Consider the following 17,464-nt stretch of genomic DNA (forward strand, 5'->3'; position numbering starts at 1 on the left):
AACAAAAAAACGCCGCGTGCCCGTCTGCCGGGTCCGGGCGATAAGCGCCGGACGGCAAGGGAGCATGCGACGTCGGTGTCGGATGGGTATTTGCGCCTGATCGGGCGCTCATCTGTCCTGCGATCGCCATTGACCGCGGACAGTTAGATACAAGCAAACATCGTGCCAGATCGAAATAAGGCCATCAACGGGAACGATTAGTTTGCATTTACGGACAGTTGCCGAACGCGTAGCCGATTGCAGGGCAAGCGGCGCTGCACGTTATGAAGCCTGACTTTCGATGCAGATGCCTCAGCTTTGCGCACCGCGCGCGATTACGCTTCGGTCACGTCGTCGCCTGACGACGTCGAGCGAACCGCAAAACGCTCCGCATAGGCCTGCACATCACGAGGGTCGAAAATCTCCCCGTCCATGAAGCCATCATATCCCGATGCACTTCGTTCGCCCGGCTCATCCGGGGTGGCCGCGTTTGCGCCCAGCGCCATCTCGTAGAGGTCGGGCCGGAAGGCGCTCCTGACCCGTGCCATGCCTTCTTCGCTGAAATCAGCCTGCCCCCAGCGTATCATCTGGCTATAGATCCAGCTTGCCTGGTCCGGCCGCGGATAGTTTGCCGCCTTGCCATGGTAGAGAAAATAGTCGGGAACGACTCGCGTCGTACCCTGCGCATCCAGATTGAACTCTCCGCTCAAGACGCTTCGAATAATGCTCGTTGGCGCGGCGATATAATCGGGAGCGCTGAGGATCTCTGCGAGTTCGTTGTGATTCTGGGCGTCGTCGCACCACCGCGCCGCCCTGTCGAGCGCAATAATGAGGCGCGACACCGTATCGGCATTGGTCTCAGCCCATTCCGGCCGCATGCCCAGCACTTTCTCCGGCGCCAGAGGCCATATGTCCTGCTTGGCCGCGACGATCCTGCCAGTCCCGCGTTCAGAGGCGATCATGTTCCAGGGCGCACCGACGCAAAATCCATCGATCGCGCCTGCCGAAAGCGCATCGGATGTCAGCGGCGGCGGCACCACGACCAGCTTGACGTCGCGGTCCGGATTGATGCCGCCAGCTGCCAGCCAGTAGCGGAACTCGTAATTGTGCGAGGAAAACGGATAGGTCATGCCAAGCGTCGGCATGGCTTCGCCGCGGGAGCGCATGTCGGCGAGTAGAGCCGCGAGAGCCTTCGCATTGGCAAGCGCGCCCGCATCATCGGCAAGCCCCGTCAACGACTTCATCCGCTCGAAGATCCGCGCCGACAGCGTGATGGCATTGCCGCCGCGGCCAAGCGAAAAGGGTGTGATCGTCGGCGAAGGATTGGATCCCAGCCCCAGCATGGAGGCGACCGGCATCGGCGACAGCATATGGGCAATGTCGAACTGACGAAACGCCAGCCGGTCCCGCACATTGGCCCAGGTGACATCCCGTACCAGTTCGAGACGCAGTCCCTCTTTCTCCGCAAAGCCGAGCTCGGCTGCAACGATCAGGATCGCGGCATCCATCAAAGGGATGTATCCCGCGCGCAGAAGCCTCTGCTCCTTGCCGCGGACACGCGACGGCGCTTTGACGGCGCTGTCGCCCGATTGCGTGGAAACACGATCACTCACCAGCATTCTCCGATCGATGCCGCGCTCAAAGCAGCATTCCTGCAGCCGTGACGACGCTTTGCGCGATGTCTGCCAGCTTCTTCTTCTCGTTCATCGCCGTCTGGCGTAGCAGCGCGTATGCCTGTTCTTCGCTCATCCCCCGCATCTTCATCAAAATGCCCTTTGCCCGCTCGATGACCTTGCGCTCTTCAAGCGCACTGCGTGCCTCGGCGAGTTCGCGCTGCAACCGGCTGAAGGCATTGAAGCGGCTCACCGCCATATCGAGGATCGGCTTGATCCTCTCCTTCTTCAGCCCGTCGACCACATAGGCGGAAACCCCGGCATCAACAGCAGCCTCGATCGCCGCCGTATCGGATCTGTCCACGAACATGGCAATTGGCCGCGAAATCATGCGGGTGAGCTGGAACATGTGCTCCATCATGTCACGATTTGGATTTTCGATATCAATGATGATGACATCCGGATCCATCGTCTCGATCAGCCGCGCCACGCCCTGCATCTCATGGATGACCCTGACATTCAGGTGCCCCGCCTCGTTCAAACCCTCTTCGATGATCGAACCCCGGATGGCGTTCTCGTCGATGACCAGGATCGTCAGGTCCGTGGTGATTTTTGATCTGCTCATGCCGGGGCAACAGAGCAATGGCATGCGAGATGCAAGCGGCCCACGCTTGACGCAGCCCCCCGACCCCGGAGCAAAGACGCACTCCTGTTGCTCACGAAGATCAGGGTTTGCCTTACTTCGAGATCGCGTACGGCAATGACCGGCAACACAAGTGCTTTGGTCCTATCATGGCGCGAAAATGCGCTGATCGCTCTCATTCCGATGCAGCTCAGCGCAATCACGATGCATTGGATGGGCGCGTAAACTGCCAATGACGTCTCCCGGCTCACTATCTCCCGGTCACACGCAATTCTTAGGCCATGTGTCTAGTTGGAGTGTTGGGACATCGGGCAAGGACCAAGCTTTTCGGCGCTATCTCCTCTTAGACACTAGGAAGATGCTTTGGAGGGAAGCCCGATTGATCGCGCGCGGCTTGGTGACCCTGCTCCGGACAGGAGCCTCCATCGAAAATTTAGTCTGCTTTCCCTCGGCGCAGGCTAACAGACTGGAGCTTATCCATATGCAAGTCCCTAAAAGCGAACTTCGAAACTCTCGTAGGCTTGCAGTCTAACAGATTGAGTTCATACCAAAATCTGCATCAATCCCATGACCGCGATGGATACAAAAAACGCGGCAATCGGTTCGAGGAAAAAGCGCTTCTGAATACCTAAATAAATACGCGCAGGACGTGTTATTCTGGATAAAAGAGAGAGTACTGGGTTTTCGTTGTATTGCCGCCTGACGCGGTTGGAAACAAAACAACCCATCGCTGCCGTCTCGGCACGAAACGTATTCGGCTGGTCTTGAATATACCGGTTTGAGGCCAGTGCGACCGGCGGAGTCGCCGAGCTGCTCAAGCAAACGAAAACCCGTGACGCGCGGCAAGTCTTGCCTTGGTGGCGCGAAGTTCCACCGCAAGACGCTCCGGGTTCCAGTCTTTCTGCGCCGCCATGCGATCTGCCATCGCATCTAGATCGCGTCCGCTGAGGCGGCCGGTGATGGCAAGCGCCGTGCGGCGCAGCACAAGATCGTCCAGATGCGCCACCTGCTCATGGCCCGTAATCCAGGCCAATTCATCAAATGAATAATCCGGTGCATCCGCCAGCATGGTGGGCGTATTCCCTTCGGCTTCCAGAATGGCAAGCGCCGTCGTGCCATAACGCGATAGCAGCGTGTCGGCGCGAGCCTGATCCACGCCGGTCCTTGAGCAGGCCATGTCCAGCCACTTGACCCGCTCGTTCTCGCGCGGAAAACCGCGTCCTCCTCCAATGGCCAAGCTTTGCGTGCTGATGCGGCGCGTCTGCTGAAGCCGGACCAGAACCATGTCGGTCACTTCCTCGGCAAAGCCGCGAAATGTCGTCCACTTGCCGCCGACGAGTGAGACAATCGGCCACGGTCTCTCCCCCTCCGGCTCGATGACCGGTGCCGAATGATCGCGGCTGATGAGGCCGGGGGCCGTGCTATCGGAGGCCGGGAGCGGGCGGATGCCGGCATAGGTATAGACGATCTGGCTGCGGTCGAAGGAAAGACCCGGCAACAGGCCGTTGAGGCTCTGCAACAGGTAATCGATCTCGGCATCGCTGCAGGTGACCTGATCCGGGTCGTCGTCGCGAATATCTGTCGAGCCGACCAGCGCCTTGCCGAGATAATCGAACACGAGGCAGATGCGCCCGTCATCCGCCTCGAAGTAGATCATCCGCCCGCCGAGCGTTTCGATGAGATCCGGATGATCGAGAAGAATGTGGGACCCCTTGGTGCCGCCGATCAGGCGGGAGGTTACACCCAGATCTTCATTCACCCGGTCGATCCAGGGGCCGGCGGCATTGATGACGAGGCGTGGGCGAATAGGCTGCTCGTTCCCGTCCTCATCGACGAGGACCACGGCCTGCCCATCCGTGCCACCGATCCGCGTATAATTTAGGGCACGTGACGAAGGACTTGCCCGCAGGCCATCCTCGATCAATTCCAGGACCAACCGTTCCGGATGACTGATCTTGGCGTCATAATAGAGGCCGGCCGCCACAATGCGCGGCGTGAGCGCCGGAATGGTGGCGAGTGCCCGCGCCTTGCTCCACAGCGAATGGCGCGGCATCATGCGATGACGCGAGCCATAGAAATCGTAAAGCGCGAGACCAATCTTCATCAGCACCGCGCCACGGCTTCGCGGCGCCGTTGTAGAGCCGAAGAGCGTGCGAAGTGCTGCCGGAATTCCTTTGAACCAGGAGAAGATGGGGATCACTGTCGGCAGGCGGCTGACGCAATGCGGCGCGTTCTTGAGGAGAAGATTGCGCTCCAGCGTCGACTGCGCGACAAGGCGAAACTCGCCCGTCTCAAGATATTTGATGCCGCCATGGATGAGACGCGAAGGGGCCGCCGAGGTGCCGGAACCGAAATCGGCCTTGTCGGAGATGACGCAGGTCAGCCCCTGCTCGCAGAGATCGCGAAACACCCCGGCTCCATTGATGCCAGCGCCTAGGATCAGAACGTCCACGTCTTCAATATCAGTCATTTTCCGTCACCAGCTTGAGGCTAACACCGGCCGCCCGTAGGGCATCGGCTGTTTTTACGGGAAGGCGATCATCGACGTAAACCACGTCGAACTCTTTGAGATCGGCAAAAAGGTGCAGCGCCACCCGGTCGAATTTCTCCGAATCCACCAGCAGAACCTTGCGCACGGCGGAAGCCATCATCGCCTGCTTGACGCGCACGACGAGCGGATCCTGGATCATAGCAGAGGTGCCGCTGATCGCCGACGCCGAGCATATCAAGAGATTGACGCGCAGGCGCGACAAGGCGCTTTCGCAGAGATGGCCGATAAAGGCGTGATAGGTCGGGTGATATTCGCCACCGAGACAAATCAGCTTCACCTCATCAACCCCACTCAGCCGTTCCGAAAGATCAAGGCTGTTGGTGACGACGGTGAGCGGCCTCACCTCCGTGATATGCGGCGCGAGCGCGTTGACGGTGGTGGAATCATCGATGAGGATCACGCTCCCCGGCTCGATCTCGCCAACCGCAGCCCTGGCCAGCGCCGCCTTGGCGGCAAGCGAGCGGGTCTTGCGGAAGCTGAACAGGCTCTCATAGACGCCTGACGGCTGGGCGCTGACGGCACCATGCAGCTTGCGCAACACGCCCTGCCTTGCCAGGTCCTCCACGTGCCGATGGATCGTCATGCGCGAGACGCCGAATTCTGTCACGAGATCGTCGATACGGGCTTCGCCGCGTTCAATCACATAAGCGGCGATGGCCTCGCGGCGGGTATCAGCGGTCATTCCGCGCCCTCCGATCCGAAGGCTTCGATACGGGGCCAGAGCGGCGCAAGCGCCTTCGCCAGATCGCTATGCAGGCCATACCGCTCGTCGAGCGCCCTTTGCCGTACAGGGTCGGGATGGTAGTCGTGGCCGATGGAGGCCAGATCTCGCGGATCATCCGTCGGGGAGGAAAAAAGCCCGATACCGGAGCCAGCACAGAGTGCGGCTCCCCAGGCTGCGGCCTCTTCGGTGTCCGTGACGGTCACCGTCATCCCAAGCACATCGGCAAACAACTGCGCAAAAAGCGGATTGCGGGAGATGCCGCCCGTCAGCTTTGCCGTCTTCATCTCAAAACCCTGGCGCAGGTCGCCCACATGAACCCGATGGTTGAAGGCAATACCCTCGATCACCGCCCGCAGCATGTCGGCCCGGCCGTGCCAACCGCGCAGGCCGAGGAATCCGGCGCTGGCCGTCGATCCATGCGGAGAGCCGAACAGGTAGGGGTGAAACAGCACCGTCGAGGGACGCTCGATTGCTTCACCGATTTCGCGGCCGAGACGCTCATGGATGGAAGCACCCTCGACCTCTGCCGCCTTCTGGTCGGATTTACACAGGCGGTCGAGGAACCAGTCATAGTTTGCCGCAGACGCCGGCGAAATCGCCATATTGTTCCACTGGCCGAACCTCAACCCGTTTCGGCAGAACCAGCGGGCATCGACCACGGGGCGCGTCGAGACAGTCTCGTTGATGGAATAGGTGCCGGCCACCACTGCCACCTGACCCACGCCATAACCGCCGATGCCGAGCGACGAGGCCGTGACATCATGCAGGCCGGCGACAACAGGCGTTCCGGCGACAAGCCCGGTCAAAGCCGCTGCCTGCGGTGTCACGCCACCGATCACCGCATCCGGCAGCGCCACCTCCGGCAGAGCGCCGGAAAGCGCGCCGAGGCCGTAGAGCTCGAGGATGTCAGGCGCGTAGGCCTGCGACGCTACTTCGGTGAAGGAAGTGCTGGCTTCCGTCAGGTCCGTGCCGATCGTGCCGGTCAGGCAGTAACGCAGCCAGTCCTTGCAGGCAAACGCCGTTCCGATGGCACCAAACCGCTCAGGTTCATCCTCTCGGATATGGGCCAGAAGTGATGCCGGCGCGGATGCATGCGGCCGCTGGCCGCTCAAGGCCAGCGCCGCCTCTGCCGTGCCATCGCCATCCCAGTGGGCAACGATGTCGCCGGCGCGGCTGTCGAGAGACAGGATGCCGTGGCCGAGCGGATTGCCGTCGCGGTCCAGAAGGTAGAGCCCGTCGCCATGAGCGGTTGCGGCCACCGCTGCGATCCCGGATGCCGGCCGGCCGCTTTCGGCAATCGCGTCCGAAATGGCCTCGGCGGTTGCCGCCCAGAGGCCTGCCATATCGCGCTCGACATGGCGGGCTTTTGTCATGATCTGGGGAATACGTCGCCGCGCCACCGACAGGACGGCACCCGTCTCATCGAAGACAACCGCCTTGGTGACGGTGAGGCCATTGTCGATCCCAAGCAGACAGGGCATCGGAAGCTCCGAAAAAATGCATCGCGTGGTCGAAGATCCGCTTGTCTGGCCGGCGCAATGCGTGAGATGTCAGGCGCCCGGCCCGCACGGGCAGACGGCCCGCTTCGTTAGAACGGGCACTCTACTGTTAACTTCACAAGATGTACTGTTACAAATCACTCTTTGTATCATCCGCATTGCCGTTTGGTGCGGCAACTACGAGATTGATGCCCCGCGCGCGCAGCCGCTCGATGGTGCGCGGAGGCGTGGCTCTGTCGACGATGACCACGTCGAATTCATCCAGCGATCCCATGGCATGCAGCGCGCGCCGCTCGAATTTGGTATGGTCGACCAGCAGGATGCGGCGCGAGGCGCATTCGAACATGGCCCGCTTGATGTCCACCATATCCGGAGACTGGTGAAACAGCATGTCTTCACTGATGGCGGATACGGAGAGAAACACCTGATCGGGGCGCAGGCGGCGGATCTCGTTGGTGGTCACGGGTCCCATGAAGGCATTGCACCAGTTCTGGAACTGCCCGCCAAGACAGAGCAGCGTCAGGTCGCTCACCTCACGCAGGGCATTGATCATCGTGATGGAATTGGTAATCGCCGTGAGCGGCACGCGCGCTGAAAGATGCGGCACCATTTGCAAAACGGTCGTGGAATCATCAAAGAAGATCGCCTGCCCCGGCTGGATAAACTCGGCAGCAGCAGCAGCAATGGCGCGCTTTTCGGATGCCTGCCGCGTGGATCGATAGACGTCACTGGATTCGATGAGGCTTGTCGGTGCCGCTGAGACAATGCCGCGTGTCTTGCGGAGCAGGCCGCGGCTCACCAACTCATCGAGATCGCGGTGAGCGGTCATCAGACTGATGCCAAACCGCTCGGTCAGATCCTCGATGCGCATCGTGCCCTCAGCCATCACGGCCTCGGCCACCAGCTGCCTTCGAGCGATCTGGCGGGCTTGGCGGCTATCGCTGGAAATCTCCTCGCCCATCAGGCGCTCGAGAGGACGTTCCTGTTGGTCGCGCATGCTTATTGCCCACATCTCCCGGAGAACCGCGCGAACTGGTGAACGCACATCTCCATGGCTCCGGTCTGTCGCACCGCTGCTCGCTCACAGGGAACATCCGCACGCCATACGCGCCTCTGGTGCAATCGACATCTAGCACGTCTTCAGCGGGGCGCCACCGGTTGGAATGATCTTCCGCGCAAAGAAGAGCTGAAATCGCGGGAGGTCGGGGCCGCAGCGAGTGCGGCCCCGGATAGATCGTATCCGTTTACTGCGAGAGCGTGAACGGGCCGGTATACTTGTCGACGTTGTCCTTGGTGATCAGCAGGCAATCGAAGAGCTGCTTTTCGGTGGCAGCGCCGGTCTTGCCCGTCTTGATGAAGGAATCGGCCTGCTTCACGGCTTCGGCCGAGAAGACGGCAACCGGCTGGAGCACCGTATACTGCATCTCGCCGGACTTGATGGCGGCAACCGCATCCGGCGAACCGTCGAAGCCGCCGACCTTGACCTTGTCGAGCTTGCCGGCTTCCTTCAGCGCTGCAATCGCACCCAGCGCCATTTCGTCATTGCCGGCGATAACGCCGTTGATGTTCGGGTTGGCCTGAAGCAGGGACTGCATCTTCTGGTAGCCCTGGGTGCGATCCCAGTTGGCCACTTCCCTGCCGACCTTCTTCATGTCCGGATACTGGGTAATGACGGTTTCGTAGCCGTTAGAGCGGGTCGCGGCATTGTTGTCTGCGGGGTTGCCGAACAGCTCCACATAGGTGCCCTTTTCACCGACCATCGAGATCCAGGTTTCGGCACCAAGCGCTGCCCCTTGCGCGTTGTTGGAAACGAGCTGCGCCTTGGCAAGACCTTCCTGGTTGATCTCGGCATTGACGAGAATGACCGGGATACCCGCGGCAACAGCCTTCTTCACCGCGCCGACCGAACCATCGGCATTGGCTGGATCGAGGATGATGGCGGCCGACTTGTTGGTGATCGCCGTATCGATGAGGGTCGATTCGGTGTTGGTGTCGCCCTTGTGGGCGGCGACATTCGCCTTGTAGCCAAGGCCTTCCGCCGTCTTCTTGGCAACTTCACCTTCGGTGCGCCAATAGGGGTTGGCCGGATCCGTGACGATGATCGAGATCAGGCCGTCTGCCATGGCAGCTGTCGTCATGAGGCCTGTCGCGACGGCGGCAAGCATGAATTTCTGAAAGGATTTCAACATTTTCTACTCCCATTGGAATGTTGCAGTCTTCGCCTCTTCAGGCATCCTTTCCGCGGTACCCTCCCAACAGGCCTTTGCGGACAAGTTCTTGGACGTCAGCCCTTGCGTGCGCCGGAGCCGTACTGAATTGTGTTCATGAGGACGGCCAGCACGATAACCGAGCCGGTGAAAACGGTCTGCCAGTAGGACGAGACGCCGATGATGACCAGGCCGTCGGAAAGGAAACCGATGACGAAAGCGCCAAGCATCGTGCCGCGTACCGTGCCGCGACCACCGGTCAAAGCCGCACCGCCGACAACCACAGCGGCAATTGCCGTCAGTTCATAGGTGCTGCCGGCTGTCGGGCCAGCAGATGTCAGCTGTGATGACAGCACCAGCCCGGCAATGGCCGACAGGATGCCGGAGAGCGTATAGACGGTGATCTTGACGCGTTTGACCGGCACGCCGGAGAGATCTGCCGCCCGCTCGTTGCCACCAGATGCATACAGCCAGCGGCCAAAAGCCGAGCGGGCAAGCATCAGGCCGGCCAAGAGGGCGATCACGGTCAGAACGATGACGGAGATGGGGACGCCAGCCAGACGGTTGAAGCCAAGCCAGTCGAAGCCGGTATTGCCAAGTTCGGGACGGCCCGACAGGTTGTTGTAGGTGAGGCCATTGGTCTGCAACAGCGCGATACCGCGGGCAACATACATGACGCCGAGCGTTGCAACGAAGGCCGGCACGCGGAACCAGGCGACCAGGATGCCGTTGATGGCGCCAACAAAAGCGCCGAACAGGCAGGTCAGCACCACTACCGCCCAGACCGGCGGGTAAAGGATGACGCCGAAGGCCGAAAGCTCGACGCCCTGCATCATGGCGCCGGCAACGACCCCGCAGAGTGCAAGGATCGAGCCGACCGACAGGTCAATGCCGCCGTTCAGGATCACTAGCAGCATCCCGATGGCAAGGATACCGTAAATGGCGACATGCGAAGCCATGATGAGAAAATTGGCGACGGTGAAATAGTTCGGCGACAGGTAGGAAAACACGGCAATGATGAGGATCAGGGCGAAGAAGGCGCGCCCCTCCAAAAGGAGTTGGCCAATGCTCATGCCGCCAGCTTTGTCGACTTTGGCAGTTTCGGCTTTCGGTGCGATGGCTTGGTTCATGGTCTAGAATTCCCCAATTGACGGCATCAGGCAGCCACAGACTCGCCGGAGGCAGCCATGATCTTTTCCTTGGTGACGCTCGAATCGAACTCGGCCGAGATACGACCCTTGTGCATGACGATGATGCGATGTGCGACCGACAGGCACTCGCTGACTTCCGACGTGGAAAATACCACCGCCAGACCGGTGCGCGCGCGCTCTGCCAGAAGCTTAAACACTTCTGCCTTGGCGCCGATATCGATGCCGCGCGATGGCTCGTCGAGCAGGAGCACGGTCGGATCGGTCGCCAGCATCTTGCCGATGACCACCTTCTGCTGGTTGCCCCCCGAAAGAGAGCCGATGGGGGCGCCACCGCCAGACGTCTTCACGGTGACCTTACGGATGGTATCGGCAATCAGCGACTGCTCGATCCGCCGGCTGGTAAAGAGGCCGCGGGTGAAATTCATGATCGATGCGAGCGACATGTTTTCACCGACGCTCATGGTCTGCACCAGGCCATCGCGCTGGCGGTCTTCCGGCACGAGCGCTAGACCACAGGCAATGCGATCGGCAATCGAGAGCGAGGAGATTTCCTCGCCCTCCAGAAAGATACTGCCGGATTTCGGCTTGAGGCGGCCGGCCAGCGTTTCCAGCAACTCGGTGCGCCCTGCCCCCATCAGCCCGTAGATGCAGACGATTTCGCCGGCCTTCACATCGAGCGACAAGCGGTCCACTAGGTTGAAGCCGGCATTGGGATCGGCAACCGTCAGATCGACCACTGAAAGCGCCGTTTCCCCAAAATCATAACCTGACGGCGGGGATCCCAGATCATGATGTTCGCCCACCATGTTGCGCACGATCCATTCCAGATCGATCTCGGCGCGCGGCGCATAAGCGGTCATGGTACCATCGCGCAGCACGACGGCGTGATCGGTGATTTCCAGCGCTTCTTCGAGATGGTGCGAGATATAAACGATCGATACGCCCTTGGCTGTGAGATCCCGAATAACCTTGAACAGCACCTCGACTTCGGCCGCCGAAAGCGCCGAGGTTGGCTCGTCCATGATCAGGATGCGGCTGTCGATTGAAAGCGCGCGGGCGATTTCCACGATCTGCTGCTGGCCGAGACGCAGGTCTTCTACGGGCGTCAGCGGGTCGATGTCTTCTTCCAACTCTTCGAGGAGAAGCCGCACCTGACGCTCTTCCTCGGCAAAATCTACGCCCGTGGCGCCCTGGATCTCGCGGCCCATGAACACGTTGTCGCGCACCGAAAGATTGGGTGCCAGGCTGAGTTCTTGGTGGATGATCGAGATGCCGTGGTCACGCGCCTCGGTCGACGAGGTAAAGTTCACACCCTCGCCATCCAGCACGATTTCACCCGATGTCGGCTGAACGACGCCAGACAGGATCTTCATCAGCGTCGACTTGCCGGCACCATTTTCGCCGAACAGCGTGGTGACCTGGCCATAACGGATATCGAAATTCACGCCCTTGAGAGCATGGATGTTGCCATAAGACTTGGCGATGTTGCGCGCCGACAGCACGACATCGCCGCGGCGGGGGCCTTTCGTCTCTGGCTCGCTCATTTCACATCCACCTTCACCGGCGTGATCAACCAGTTTTTCGGGTTGACGAGGCGAAAGGCGCCGACGACGTCGACTCTCTTGCCCGTCAGCGCCGACGTATCGATCGGATCGAGCACCGAGGCCTTCATGGCACGGTTGATGGCCGAACCGGCGTCCTGGTATTCGATCTGGTTCTTGAACGACCCGAAGGCGATATCGCCCGGCGCATCGCGCAGATCTGTGCCGTTAATGGCGGGCCCGGTCTGCATGCGCAGCTTGATATCGGCCGGCATTCCGGCGACAGCCACCTCATAGATGCCGGACTTGCCTTCCCCCACGACACCGGAAAATTTGACCATCATCACCGTACCGGTCGTAGACGCGGTGCCGTATTTCTTGCCGGCAGCTGCCTTGTCGGCAAGCACTTCCGGCGCGATCGTCACGGCGTCGGCAGCCTTTTCCACCACCACCGACTGAACACGCGGAAATTCCTTTGTGCCGAACGTATCGGGCGAAAACGCCTGCTGGCGAACATCGGCTTCCGACCCGACATGGACAACCGTCGTGTCGAGCGCGATGGCAGACAGAACAAGCAGGCCGGCACCCACAAGGACGACACCCGTGCGCTTCGACGATTGCTTGGCTTTGCGCGCACGCAATGCGGCGACTGAAGATTGGAGGGTGCTCATGAGCCGGCCTCGCCTTTCGCCCGATGTTGAAAGAGTATGGAAAGAAGCAGGAAGGCAGCCCGAAGCCGGGCCTTCCTGATCGGCGGCAAACGCTTGCAGCGCGCGGCGTAAAGCAGCATGGCCTCCTCCCATTCTTGATAGCCGCAGCGCCTCCTCCAGGCCCTACGATCGCTTCATCCCGCTACGCTATATTCACGTTATATAGGCCGTCAAGTATGTTATGTTGAAGACAGGTTCTTTTTGAGAGATCGCTCACGCAGAGGTGAGATCTTGCACGGGATCGACGGCACATTCGCCAGATCCGAAGGCCTTCCAGGCGCGCCGGCCGCCGATTGTGCAAGCCGCCCGACGCTCTTGCAGGGCAAAGCACTCTTGCGGACCGACACAACGCACTTGCAGCAATGTCTTGAACTTAAACAAAAATCCGCAAACCACGATGCGACCGCGCTAAAGTCTGCCGGTGGCCGAGGCGAGCGTACCAGCGCAAAAGACTGTCGCATGTAGCGAGACAGCGCCGGCCGCACGCAAGCAACGAAGAAACCCTATAGCTTTCTAACATAGCTGAAAAAAACTTCCGCGTCTGCAAAAAAAATCATGTTCCTTGTTATCATTGTGATATGTATTATCAGCGTGCAAGCGATCCGGGGCGCGGGGTGAGGAATGCCTTCGACAAGATGCAACGGTATCGCGCGGAGGAGGATGAAACTGCATGAAGACTATCTCCAAGGCGCCTTTGTGCGTCCCTGTCTGTGCGACGATCCGCGGTATGCGCCATGCGTGATGTGATCATCGGCATTGATGCCGGCACCTCGGTTATCAAGGCGGTGGCCTTCGATCTGGCAGGCCGGCAGATCTCGTCCTCCAGCGTGCCCAACAGCTACCTGTCCGGTTCCGATGGATCCGCGACGCAGCCGCTCGACAGAACCTGGTCCGATTGCACGCGGGCGCTACGCGGTCTTGGAGAGCGGGTCACGGATCTTGCCCGTCGGACGGCAGCGGTTGCGGTGACGGCTCAGGGCGACGGTACATGGCTTGTCGACCGCGATAACCGGCCCGTTGGCGATGCCTGGCTGTGGCTTGACGCCCGCGCGGCCCCGACCGTTGATGTGCTTGCCGCAAAGTCTGACAACCGGGCTCGATTTGAACTGACGGGTACAGGGCTAAACACCTGCCAGCAGGGTGCGCAAATGGCGCATATGGACCGGTTTTTTCCAGAACTTCTCGATTCTGCCGACGTTGCCCTCCATTGCAAGGACTGGCTTTATCTCAACTTCACAGACGTGCGCGCCACCGATCCGTCGGAAGCAAATTTCACCTTCGGGAATTTCCGCACGCGCGGTTATGAAGACCAGGTTTTTGACGCGCTGGGTCTTGGCCACCGCCGCCATCTGCTGCCTGAAATCATCGAGGGCACGCAGACCCTCAATCCGCTGACAGCGACGGCGGCAAAACAGACGGGTTTGCTGGAGGGCACGCCCGTCTGCCTCGGTTACGTGGACATGGTGATGACGGCGCTGGGTGCCGGCGTTTATGGTGGTACCGGCGATACCGCCTGCTCCATCGTCGGCTCGACCGGCGTCCACATGCGGGCAACCAATATCGCTGGCGTACATCTGAACGCCGAAGGCACCGGATATGTCATGGCGCTCCCCGTACCGAATACGGTCGTGCAGGCCCAAACCAATATGGCCGCCACCCTCAATCTCGACTGGGTCTTAAGCCTTGGCACAGACCTGCTGCGCGAGATGCGACAGGAGATCACACCACGCGACCTGATGGGCCGTATCGAGGGCTGGCTTGAAAAATCCACTCCCGGCCAGATCGCCTACCATCCCTATATTTCCGAAGCTGGCGAGCGTGGGCCTTTCGTTAACGCGCAGGCCCGTGCCGGTTTCATCGGCCTTTCGGCCAGTCATCGTTACCCGGATCTGGTGCGCGCCGTGGTTGAAGGTCTCGGTATGGCGATGCGCGATTGTTATGCGGCGATGGGCGGCCTTCCCTCGGAACTACGCCTCAGCGGCGGCGCGGCGCGCTCGCGCGGTCTGCGCGCGGTTCTCTCAGCTGCGATCAATGCGCCGGTCCGCGTCTCCGATCGTGAAGAGGCAGGCGCTGCGGGTGCCGCAATGATGGCAGCCGTTGCCATCGGCGCCTATCCCGACATGAACGCCTGCGTTGGCGAATGGGTGACGCCGCTGCTTGCTGCACCGGAGACCCCGAACGCAGAACTTGCCGCCACCTATGAGCGGCTGTTTCCCGCTTTCCAATCCGCGCGTCACGCGCTTGTTCCCGCCTGGACGAAGCTGGCGGCGGCCCGCGATGCGACACTTCAGAGGAAAAAGACATGAGCACGCAAACACAGATGATCGATCTGTTCGTGATTGGCGGTGGCATCAATGGCGCCGGGATGGCGCGCGACGCTGCCGGCCGCGGCCTCAAAGTGGTCTTGTGCGAGAAGGACGATCTGGCCGAAGGCACGTCCTCCCGCTCCGGCAAGCTGGTGCATGGCGGTTTGCGTTATCTCGAATACTACGAATTCCGTCTGGTGCGCGAGGCGCTGATCGAACGCGAGGTGCTGCTGAAGGCCGCCCCGCACATCATCTGGCCGATGCGGTTCGTTCTGCCGCATAGCCCGCAGGATCGCCCCGCCTGGCTGGTACGGCTCGGCCTCTTTCTCTACGATCACCTCGGCGGCCGCAAGAAACTGCCGGGTACCCGTACGCTGGATCTCACCCGCGATCCCGAAGGCGCACCGATCCTCGACGACTACACCAAGGGGTTTGAATACTCCGACTGCTGGGTGGACGATGCGCGCCTGGTCGTACTGAACGCAGTGGATGCCGCAGAAAAGGGCTGCGAGGTTCTGACCCGCACAGCCGCCGTCACCGCACGGCGCGAAGACAGCGCCTGGTCCATTACCACGAAGAATGTTCTGACTGGCGAAACTCGCCAATTCCGCGCCCGCTGCATTGCCAATTGCGCCGGCCCGTGGGTATCGGACATTATCGGCCGGGTGGCCGGCTCCAACTCGGCGCGCAACGTGCGCCTCGTCAAGGGCAGCCATATCATCGTGCCCAAATGGTGGGCAGGGCCGCAGGCCTATCTGGTGCAGAACCACGACAAGCGGGTGATCTTCATCAACCCTTACGAGGGAGACAAGGCTCTGATCGGCACCACCGATATTGCCTATGAAGGCCGTGCCGAAGAGGTGAGTGCCGACGAGCGGGAGATCGAGTATCTCCTGTCTGCCGTGAACCGGTATTTCAAGGAAAAGCTCCGGCGCCAGGATGTGCTGCACACGTTTTCCGGCGTGCGGCCCCTGTTTGACGATGGGAAGGGCAATCCGTCGGCCGTCACGCGCGACTATGTCTTTGATCTCGACGAAACGGGCGGCGCGCCGCTCCTCAATGTGTTCGGCGGCAAGATCACCACGTTCCGCGAGCTTGCCGAGCGCGGGATGCAGAAGCTGACCCAGGTCTTTCCCACAATGGGGGGCAACTGGACGGAAACGGCGCCGCTTCCTGGCGGCGACATGCCCAATGCTGACTACGAGAGTTTTGCCAATACCTTACGTGATCTTTATCCGTGGATGCCGCGTGCGCTTCTGCAGCATTACGGCCGCCTTTACGGCACGCGCACGCGCCAGATTGCCGGCACGGCAGATAGTCTTGCAGATCTAGGCCGGCATTTCGGTGGCCAGCTTTACGAGGCGGAGGTGCGCTACCTCGTGAAAAGCGAATGGGCACGCACAGCCAAGGACGTGCTCTACCGCCGCACGAAACATTACCTGCACTTGACTGAGGCAGAACAGGCTGCCTTTACCGCCTGGTTTGACGAAGCAAATCTCGCCAGTGCCGCCTGAGACCGGAGACCGCCCATGCCGCTGACGCTTTCCCTCAACACCAACCCGCTGGTGAACCGTTTTGCCGAGCCGGCCGATCTCATCGAAACGGTGGCGCGCGACCTGAAAGTCCGCGACCTGCAGCTGACCCATGAGTTCATCAACCCGAGCTGGCCGGCGCCCGTCATCCGCCGCCTGACGCGGGAGATGGGCACTGCCCTTAACCGCACCGGCGTTCGCGTGACCAGCGGCATGACCGGACCCTATGGCCGCCTCAACCATTTCGGCCATCCGGATGCCGATGTGCGGCGCTATTATATCGACTGGTTCAAGACCTTTGCCGATATCACCGCCGATCTCGGCGGCACCTCCGTCGGCACGCAGTTTGCGATCTTCACCTATAAGGATTTCGATGATCCGGCCCGTCGCGAAGAGCTGATCAAGATCGCCATCGACTGCTGGGCCGAGGTGGCGGAACATGCCAAGGGTGCCGGCCTCTCCTTCCTGTTCTGGGAACCGATGAGCGTCGGGCGCGAATTCGGCGAAACGATCGCAGGCTGTCTTCACCTTCAGGATCGGCTGACATCAGCGAATATGGCGATCCCGATGTGGATGATGGCCGATATCGACCACGGCGATGTCACCTCCGCCAATCCGGACGATTTCGACCCTTATGCCTGGGCCCGCTCCGTGCCAAAAGTGTCGCCGATCATCCACATCAAGCAGAGCCTGATGGACAAGGGCGGTCACCGGCCGTTCATCGCCGAATTCAACGCCAAGGGCCGCATCCATCCCGAGCCGCTGCTCGAAGCCTTTGCGCAAGGCGGCGCGGAGAACAACGAGATCTGCCTAGAACTGTCCTTCAAGGAGCGCGATCCGAACGACCGTCAGGTGATTTCCCAGATCGCCGAAAGCATTGCGTTTTGGGCACCCCATATCGAGAGCGGCATCAAGGACCTGCATATCTGATCCGATCTCATCAGACAGCGGCTCTTGCAGGAAACGGCGCAGAGGGCGAATTGCAGGAGATCCTTGTCTTGACCAGCC

Annotated in this window: 14 protein-coding genes; 3 read left to right on the top strand and 11 right to left on the bottom strand. The window is 60.7% G+C overall.

Annotation, left to right across the window (positions count from 1 at the left end; genetic code table 11):
• Positions 1 to 314: 314 nt before the first annotated feature.
• The 11 genes from BLW69_RS16115 to BLW69_RS16160 all read right to left on the bottom strand — a co-directional run bounded on the left by BLW69_RS16115 (position 315) and on the right by BLW69_RS16160 (position 12,579).
• Complete coding sequence (locus BLW69_RS16115) at positions 315 to 1,592, bottom strand: CmpA/NrtA family ABC transporter substrate-binding protein (protein ID WP_244508854.1); 1,278 nt, start codon at positions 1,590 to 1,592, stop codon at positions 315 to 317.
• 25 nt (positions 1,593 to 1,617) lie between these two features.
• Complete coding sequence (locus BLW69_RS16120) at positions 1,618 to 2,217, bottom strand: ANTAR domain-containing response regulator (RefSeq protein WP_092663353.1); 600 nt, start codon at positions 2,215 to 2,217, stop codon at positions 1,618 to 1,620.
• A 560-nt stretch (positions 2,218 to 2,777) separates the two neighbouring features.
• Positions 2,778 to 3,053 (bottom strand): hypothetical protein, encoded by a 276-nt coding sequence (locus BLW69_RS22595; protein WP_139283881.1) that lies wholly within the window; start codon positions 3,051 to 3,053, stop codon positions 2,778 to 2,780.
• Positions 3,050 to 4,705, bottom strand: a complete 1,656-nt coding sequence (locus BLW69_RS16125; protein WP_092663355.1) for a glycerol-3-phosphate dehydrogenase/oxidase — start codon at positions 4,703 to 4,705, stop codon at positions 3,050 to 3,052. The genes BLW69_RS22595 and BLW69_RS16125 overlap by 4 nt, the downstream gene beginning before the upstream one ends.
• The gene (locus BLW69_RS16130; protein WP_092663357.1) at positions 4,698 to 5,468 is read right to left on the bottom strand and encodes a DeoR/GlpR family DNA-binding transcription regulator; all 771 of its coding nucleotides are present in this window, start codon (positions 5,466 to 5,468) and stop codon (positions 4,698 to 4,700) included. Before BLW69_RS16130 ends, BLW69_RS16125 begins: the two co-directional genes overlap by 8 nt.
• Complete coding sequence (locus BLW69_RS16135; RefSeq protein ID WP_092663359.1) at positions 5,465 to 6,991, bottom strand: FGGY-family carbohydrate kinase; 1,527 nt, start codon at positions 6,989 to 6,991, stop codon at positions 5,465 to 5,467. The genes BLW69_RS16130 and BLW69_RS16135 overlap by 4 nt, the downstream gene beginning before the upstream one ends.
• 148 nt (positions 6,992 to 7,139) lie before the next feature.
• Positions 7,140 to 8,006 (bottom strand): DeoR/GlpR family DNA-binding transcription regulator, encoded by an 867-nt coding sequence (locus BLW69_RS16140; RefSeq protein WP_092663361.1) that lies wholly within the window; start codon positions 8,004 to 8,006, stop codon positions 7,140 to 7,142.
• A 247-nt stretch (positions 8,007 to 8,253) separates the two neighbouring features.
• Positions 8,254 to 9,198 carry a D-ribose ABC transporter substrate-binding protein gene (locus tag BLW69_RS16145; RefSeq protein WP_062578338.1) on the bottom strand — a complete coding sequence of 315 codons (945 nt, stop codon included), beginning with the start codon at positions 9,196 to 9,198 and terminating at the stop codon, positions 8,254 to 8,256.
• A 95-nt stretch (positions 9,199 to 9,293) separates the two neighbouring features.
• Positions 9,294 to 10,289 (bottom strand): ABC transporter permease, encoded by a 996-nt coding sequence (locus BLW69_RS16150; RefSeq protein WP_244473986.1) that lies wholly within the window; start codon positions 10,287 to 10,289, stop codon positions 9,294 to 9,296.
• Between the two features lie 83 nt (positions 10,290 to 10,372).
• A complete protein-coding gene (locus BLW69_RS16155) occupies positions 10,373 to 11,911 on the bottom strand; it encodes a sugar ABC transporter ATP-binding protein (RefSeq protein WP_092663363.1) in 1,539 nt (512 codons plus the stop codon).
• On the bottom strand, positions 11,908 to 12,579 hold the full coding sequence (locus tag BLW69_RS16160) for a DUF2291 family protein (RefSeq protein WP_092663365.1): 672 nt from the start codon (positions 12,577 to 12,579) through the stop codon (positions 11,908 to 11,910). Before BLW69_RS16160 ends, BLW69_RS16155 begins: the two co-directional genes overlap by 4 nt.
• Positions 12,580 to 13,352: 773 nt before the next feature.
• Between BLW69_RS16160 and BLW69_RS16165 the strand changes: the two genes are divergently transcribed.
• The 3 genes from BLW69_RS16165 to BLW69_RS16175 are packed head-to-tail and all read left to right on the top strand — an operon-like array spanning position 13,353 to position 17,386.
• Positions 13,353 to 14,924, top strand: a complete 1,572-nt coding sequence (locus tag BLW69_RS16165; protein ID WP_092663367.1) for an FGGY-family carbohydrate kinase — start codon at positions 13,353 to 13,355, stop codon at positions 14,922 to 14,924.
• Entirely contained in the window at positions 14,921 to 16,438 is a 1,518-nt protein-coding gene (locus BLW69_RS16170; RefSeq protein WP_092663369.1) for a glycerol-3-phosphate dehydrogenase, read from the top strand. The genes BLW69_RS16165 and BLW69_RS16170 overlap by 4 nt, the downstream gene beginning before the upstream one ends.
• Positions 16,439 to 16,453: 15 nt before the next feature.
• On the top strand, positions 16,454 to 17,386 hold the full coding sequence (locus tag BLW69_RS16175) for a sugar phosphate isomerase/epimerase family protein (RefSeq protein ID WP_092663371.1): 933 nt from the start codon (positions 16,454 to 16,456) through the stop codon (positions 17,384 to 17,386).
• Positions 17,387 to 17,464: the final 78 nt, after the last annotated feature.

This window comes from Rhizobium sp. NFR12, assembly GCF_900108545.1.
GTDB classification, from domain to species: domain Bacteria; phylum Pseudomonadota; class Alphaproteobacteria; order Rhizobiales; family Rhizobiaceae; genus Neorhizobium; species Neorhizobium soli.

Bases quoted from the DNA above. Each gene is read 5' to 3' on its own strand.
- BLW69_RS16155 (WP_092663363.1), bottom strand. From the start codon at position 11,911: ATGAGCGAGCCAGAGACGAAAGGCCCCCGCCGCGGCGATGTCGTGCTG.
- BLW69_RS16135 (WP_092663359.1), bottom strand. From the start codon at position 6,991: ATGCCCTGTCTGCTTGGGATCGACAATGGCCTCACCGTCACCAAGGCG.
- BLW69_RS16150 (WP_244473986.1), bottom strand. From the start codon at position 10,289: ATGAGCATTGGCCAACTCCTTTTGGAGGGGCGCGCCTTCTTCGCCCTG.
- BLW69_RS16165 (WP_092663367.1), top strand. From the start codon at position 13,353: ATGCGTGATGTGATCATCGGCATTGATGCCGGCACCTCGGTTATCAAG.
- BLW69_RS16125 (WP_092663355.1), bottom strand. From the start codon at position 4,705: ATGACTGATATTGAAGACGTGGACGTTCTGATCCTAGGCGCTGGCATC.
- BLW69_RS16140 (WP_092663361.1), bottom strand. From the start codon at position 8,006: ATGCGCGACCAACAGGAACGTCCTCTCGAGCGCCTGATGGGCGAGGAG.
- BLW69_RS16145 (WP_062578338.1), bottom strand. From the start codon at position 9,198: ATGTTGAAATCCTTTCAGAAATTCATGCTTGCCGCCGTCGCGACAGGC.
- BLW69_RS16120 (WP_092663353.1), bottom strand. From the start codon at position 2,217: ATGAGCAGATCAAAAATCACCACGGACCTGACGATCCTGGTCATCGAC.
- BLW69_RS16130 (WP_092663357.1), bottom strand. From the start codon at position 5,468: ATGACCGCTGATACCCGCCGCGAGGCCATCGCCGCTTATGTGATTGAA.
- BLW69_RS16175 (WP_092663371.1), top strand. From the start codon at position 16,454: ATGCCGCTGACGCTTTCCCTCAACACCAACCCGCTGGTGAACCGTTTT.
- BLW69_RS16160 (WP_092663365.1), bottom strand. From the start codon at position 12,579: ATGAGCACCCTCCAATCTTCAGTCGCCGCATTGCGTGCGCGCAAAGCC.
- BLW69_RS16170 (WP_092663369.1), top strand. From the start codon at position 14,921: ATGAGCACGCAAACACAGATGATCGATCTGTTCGTGATTGGCGGTGGC.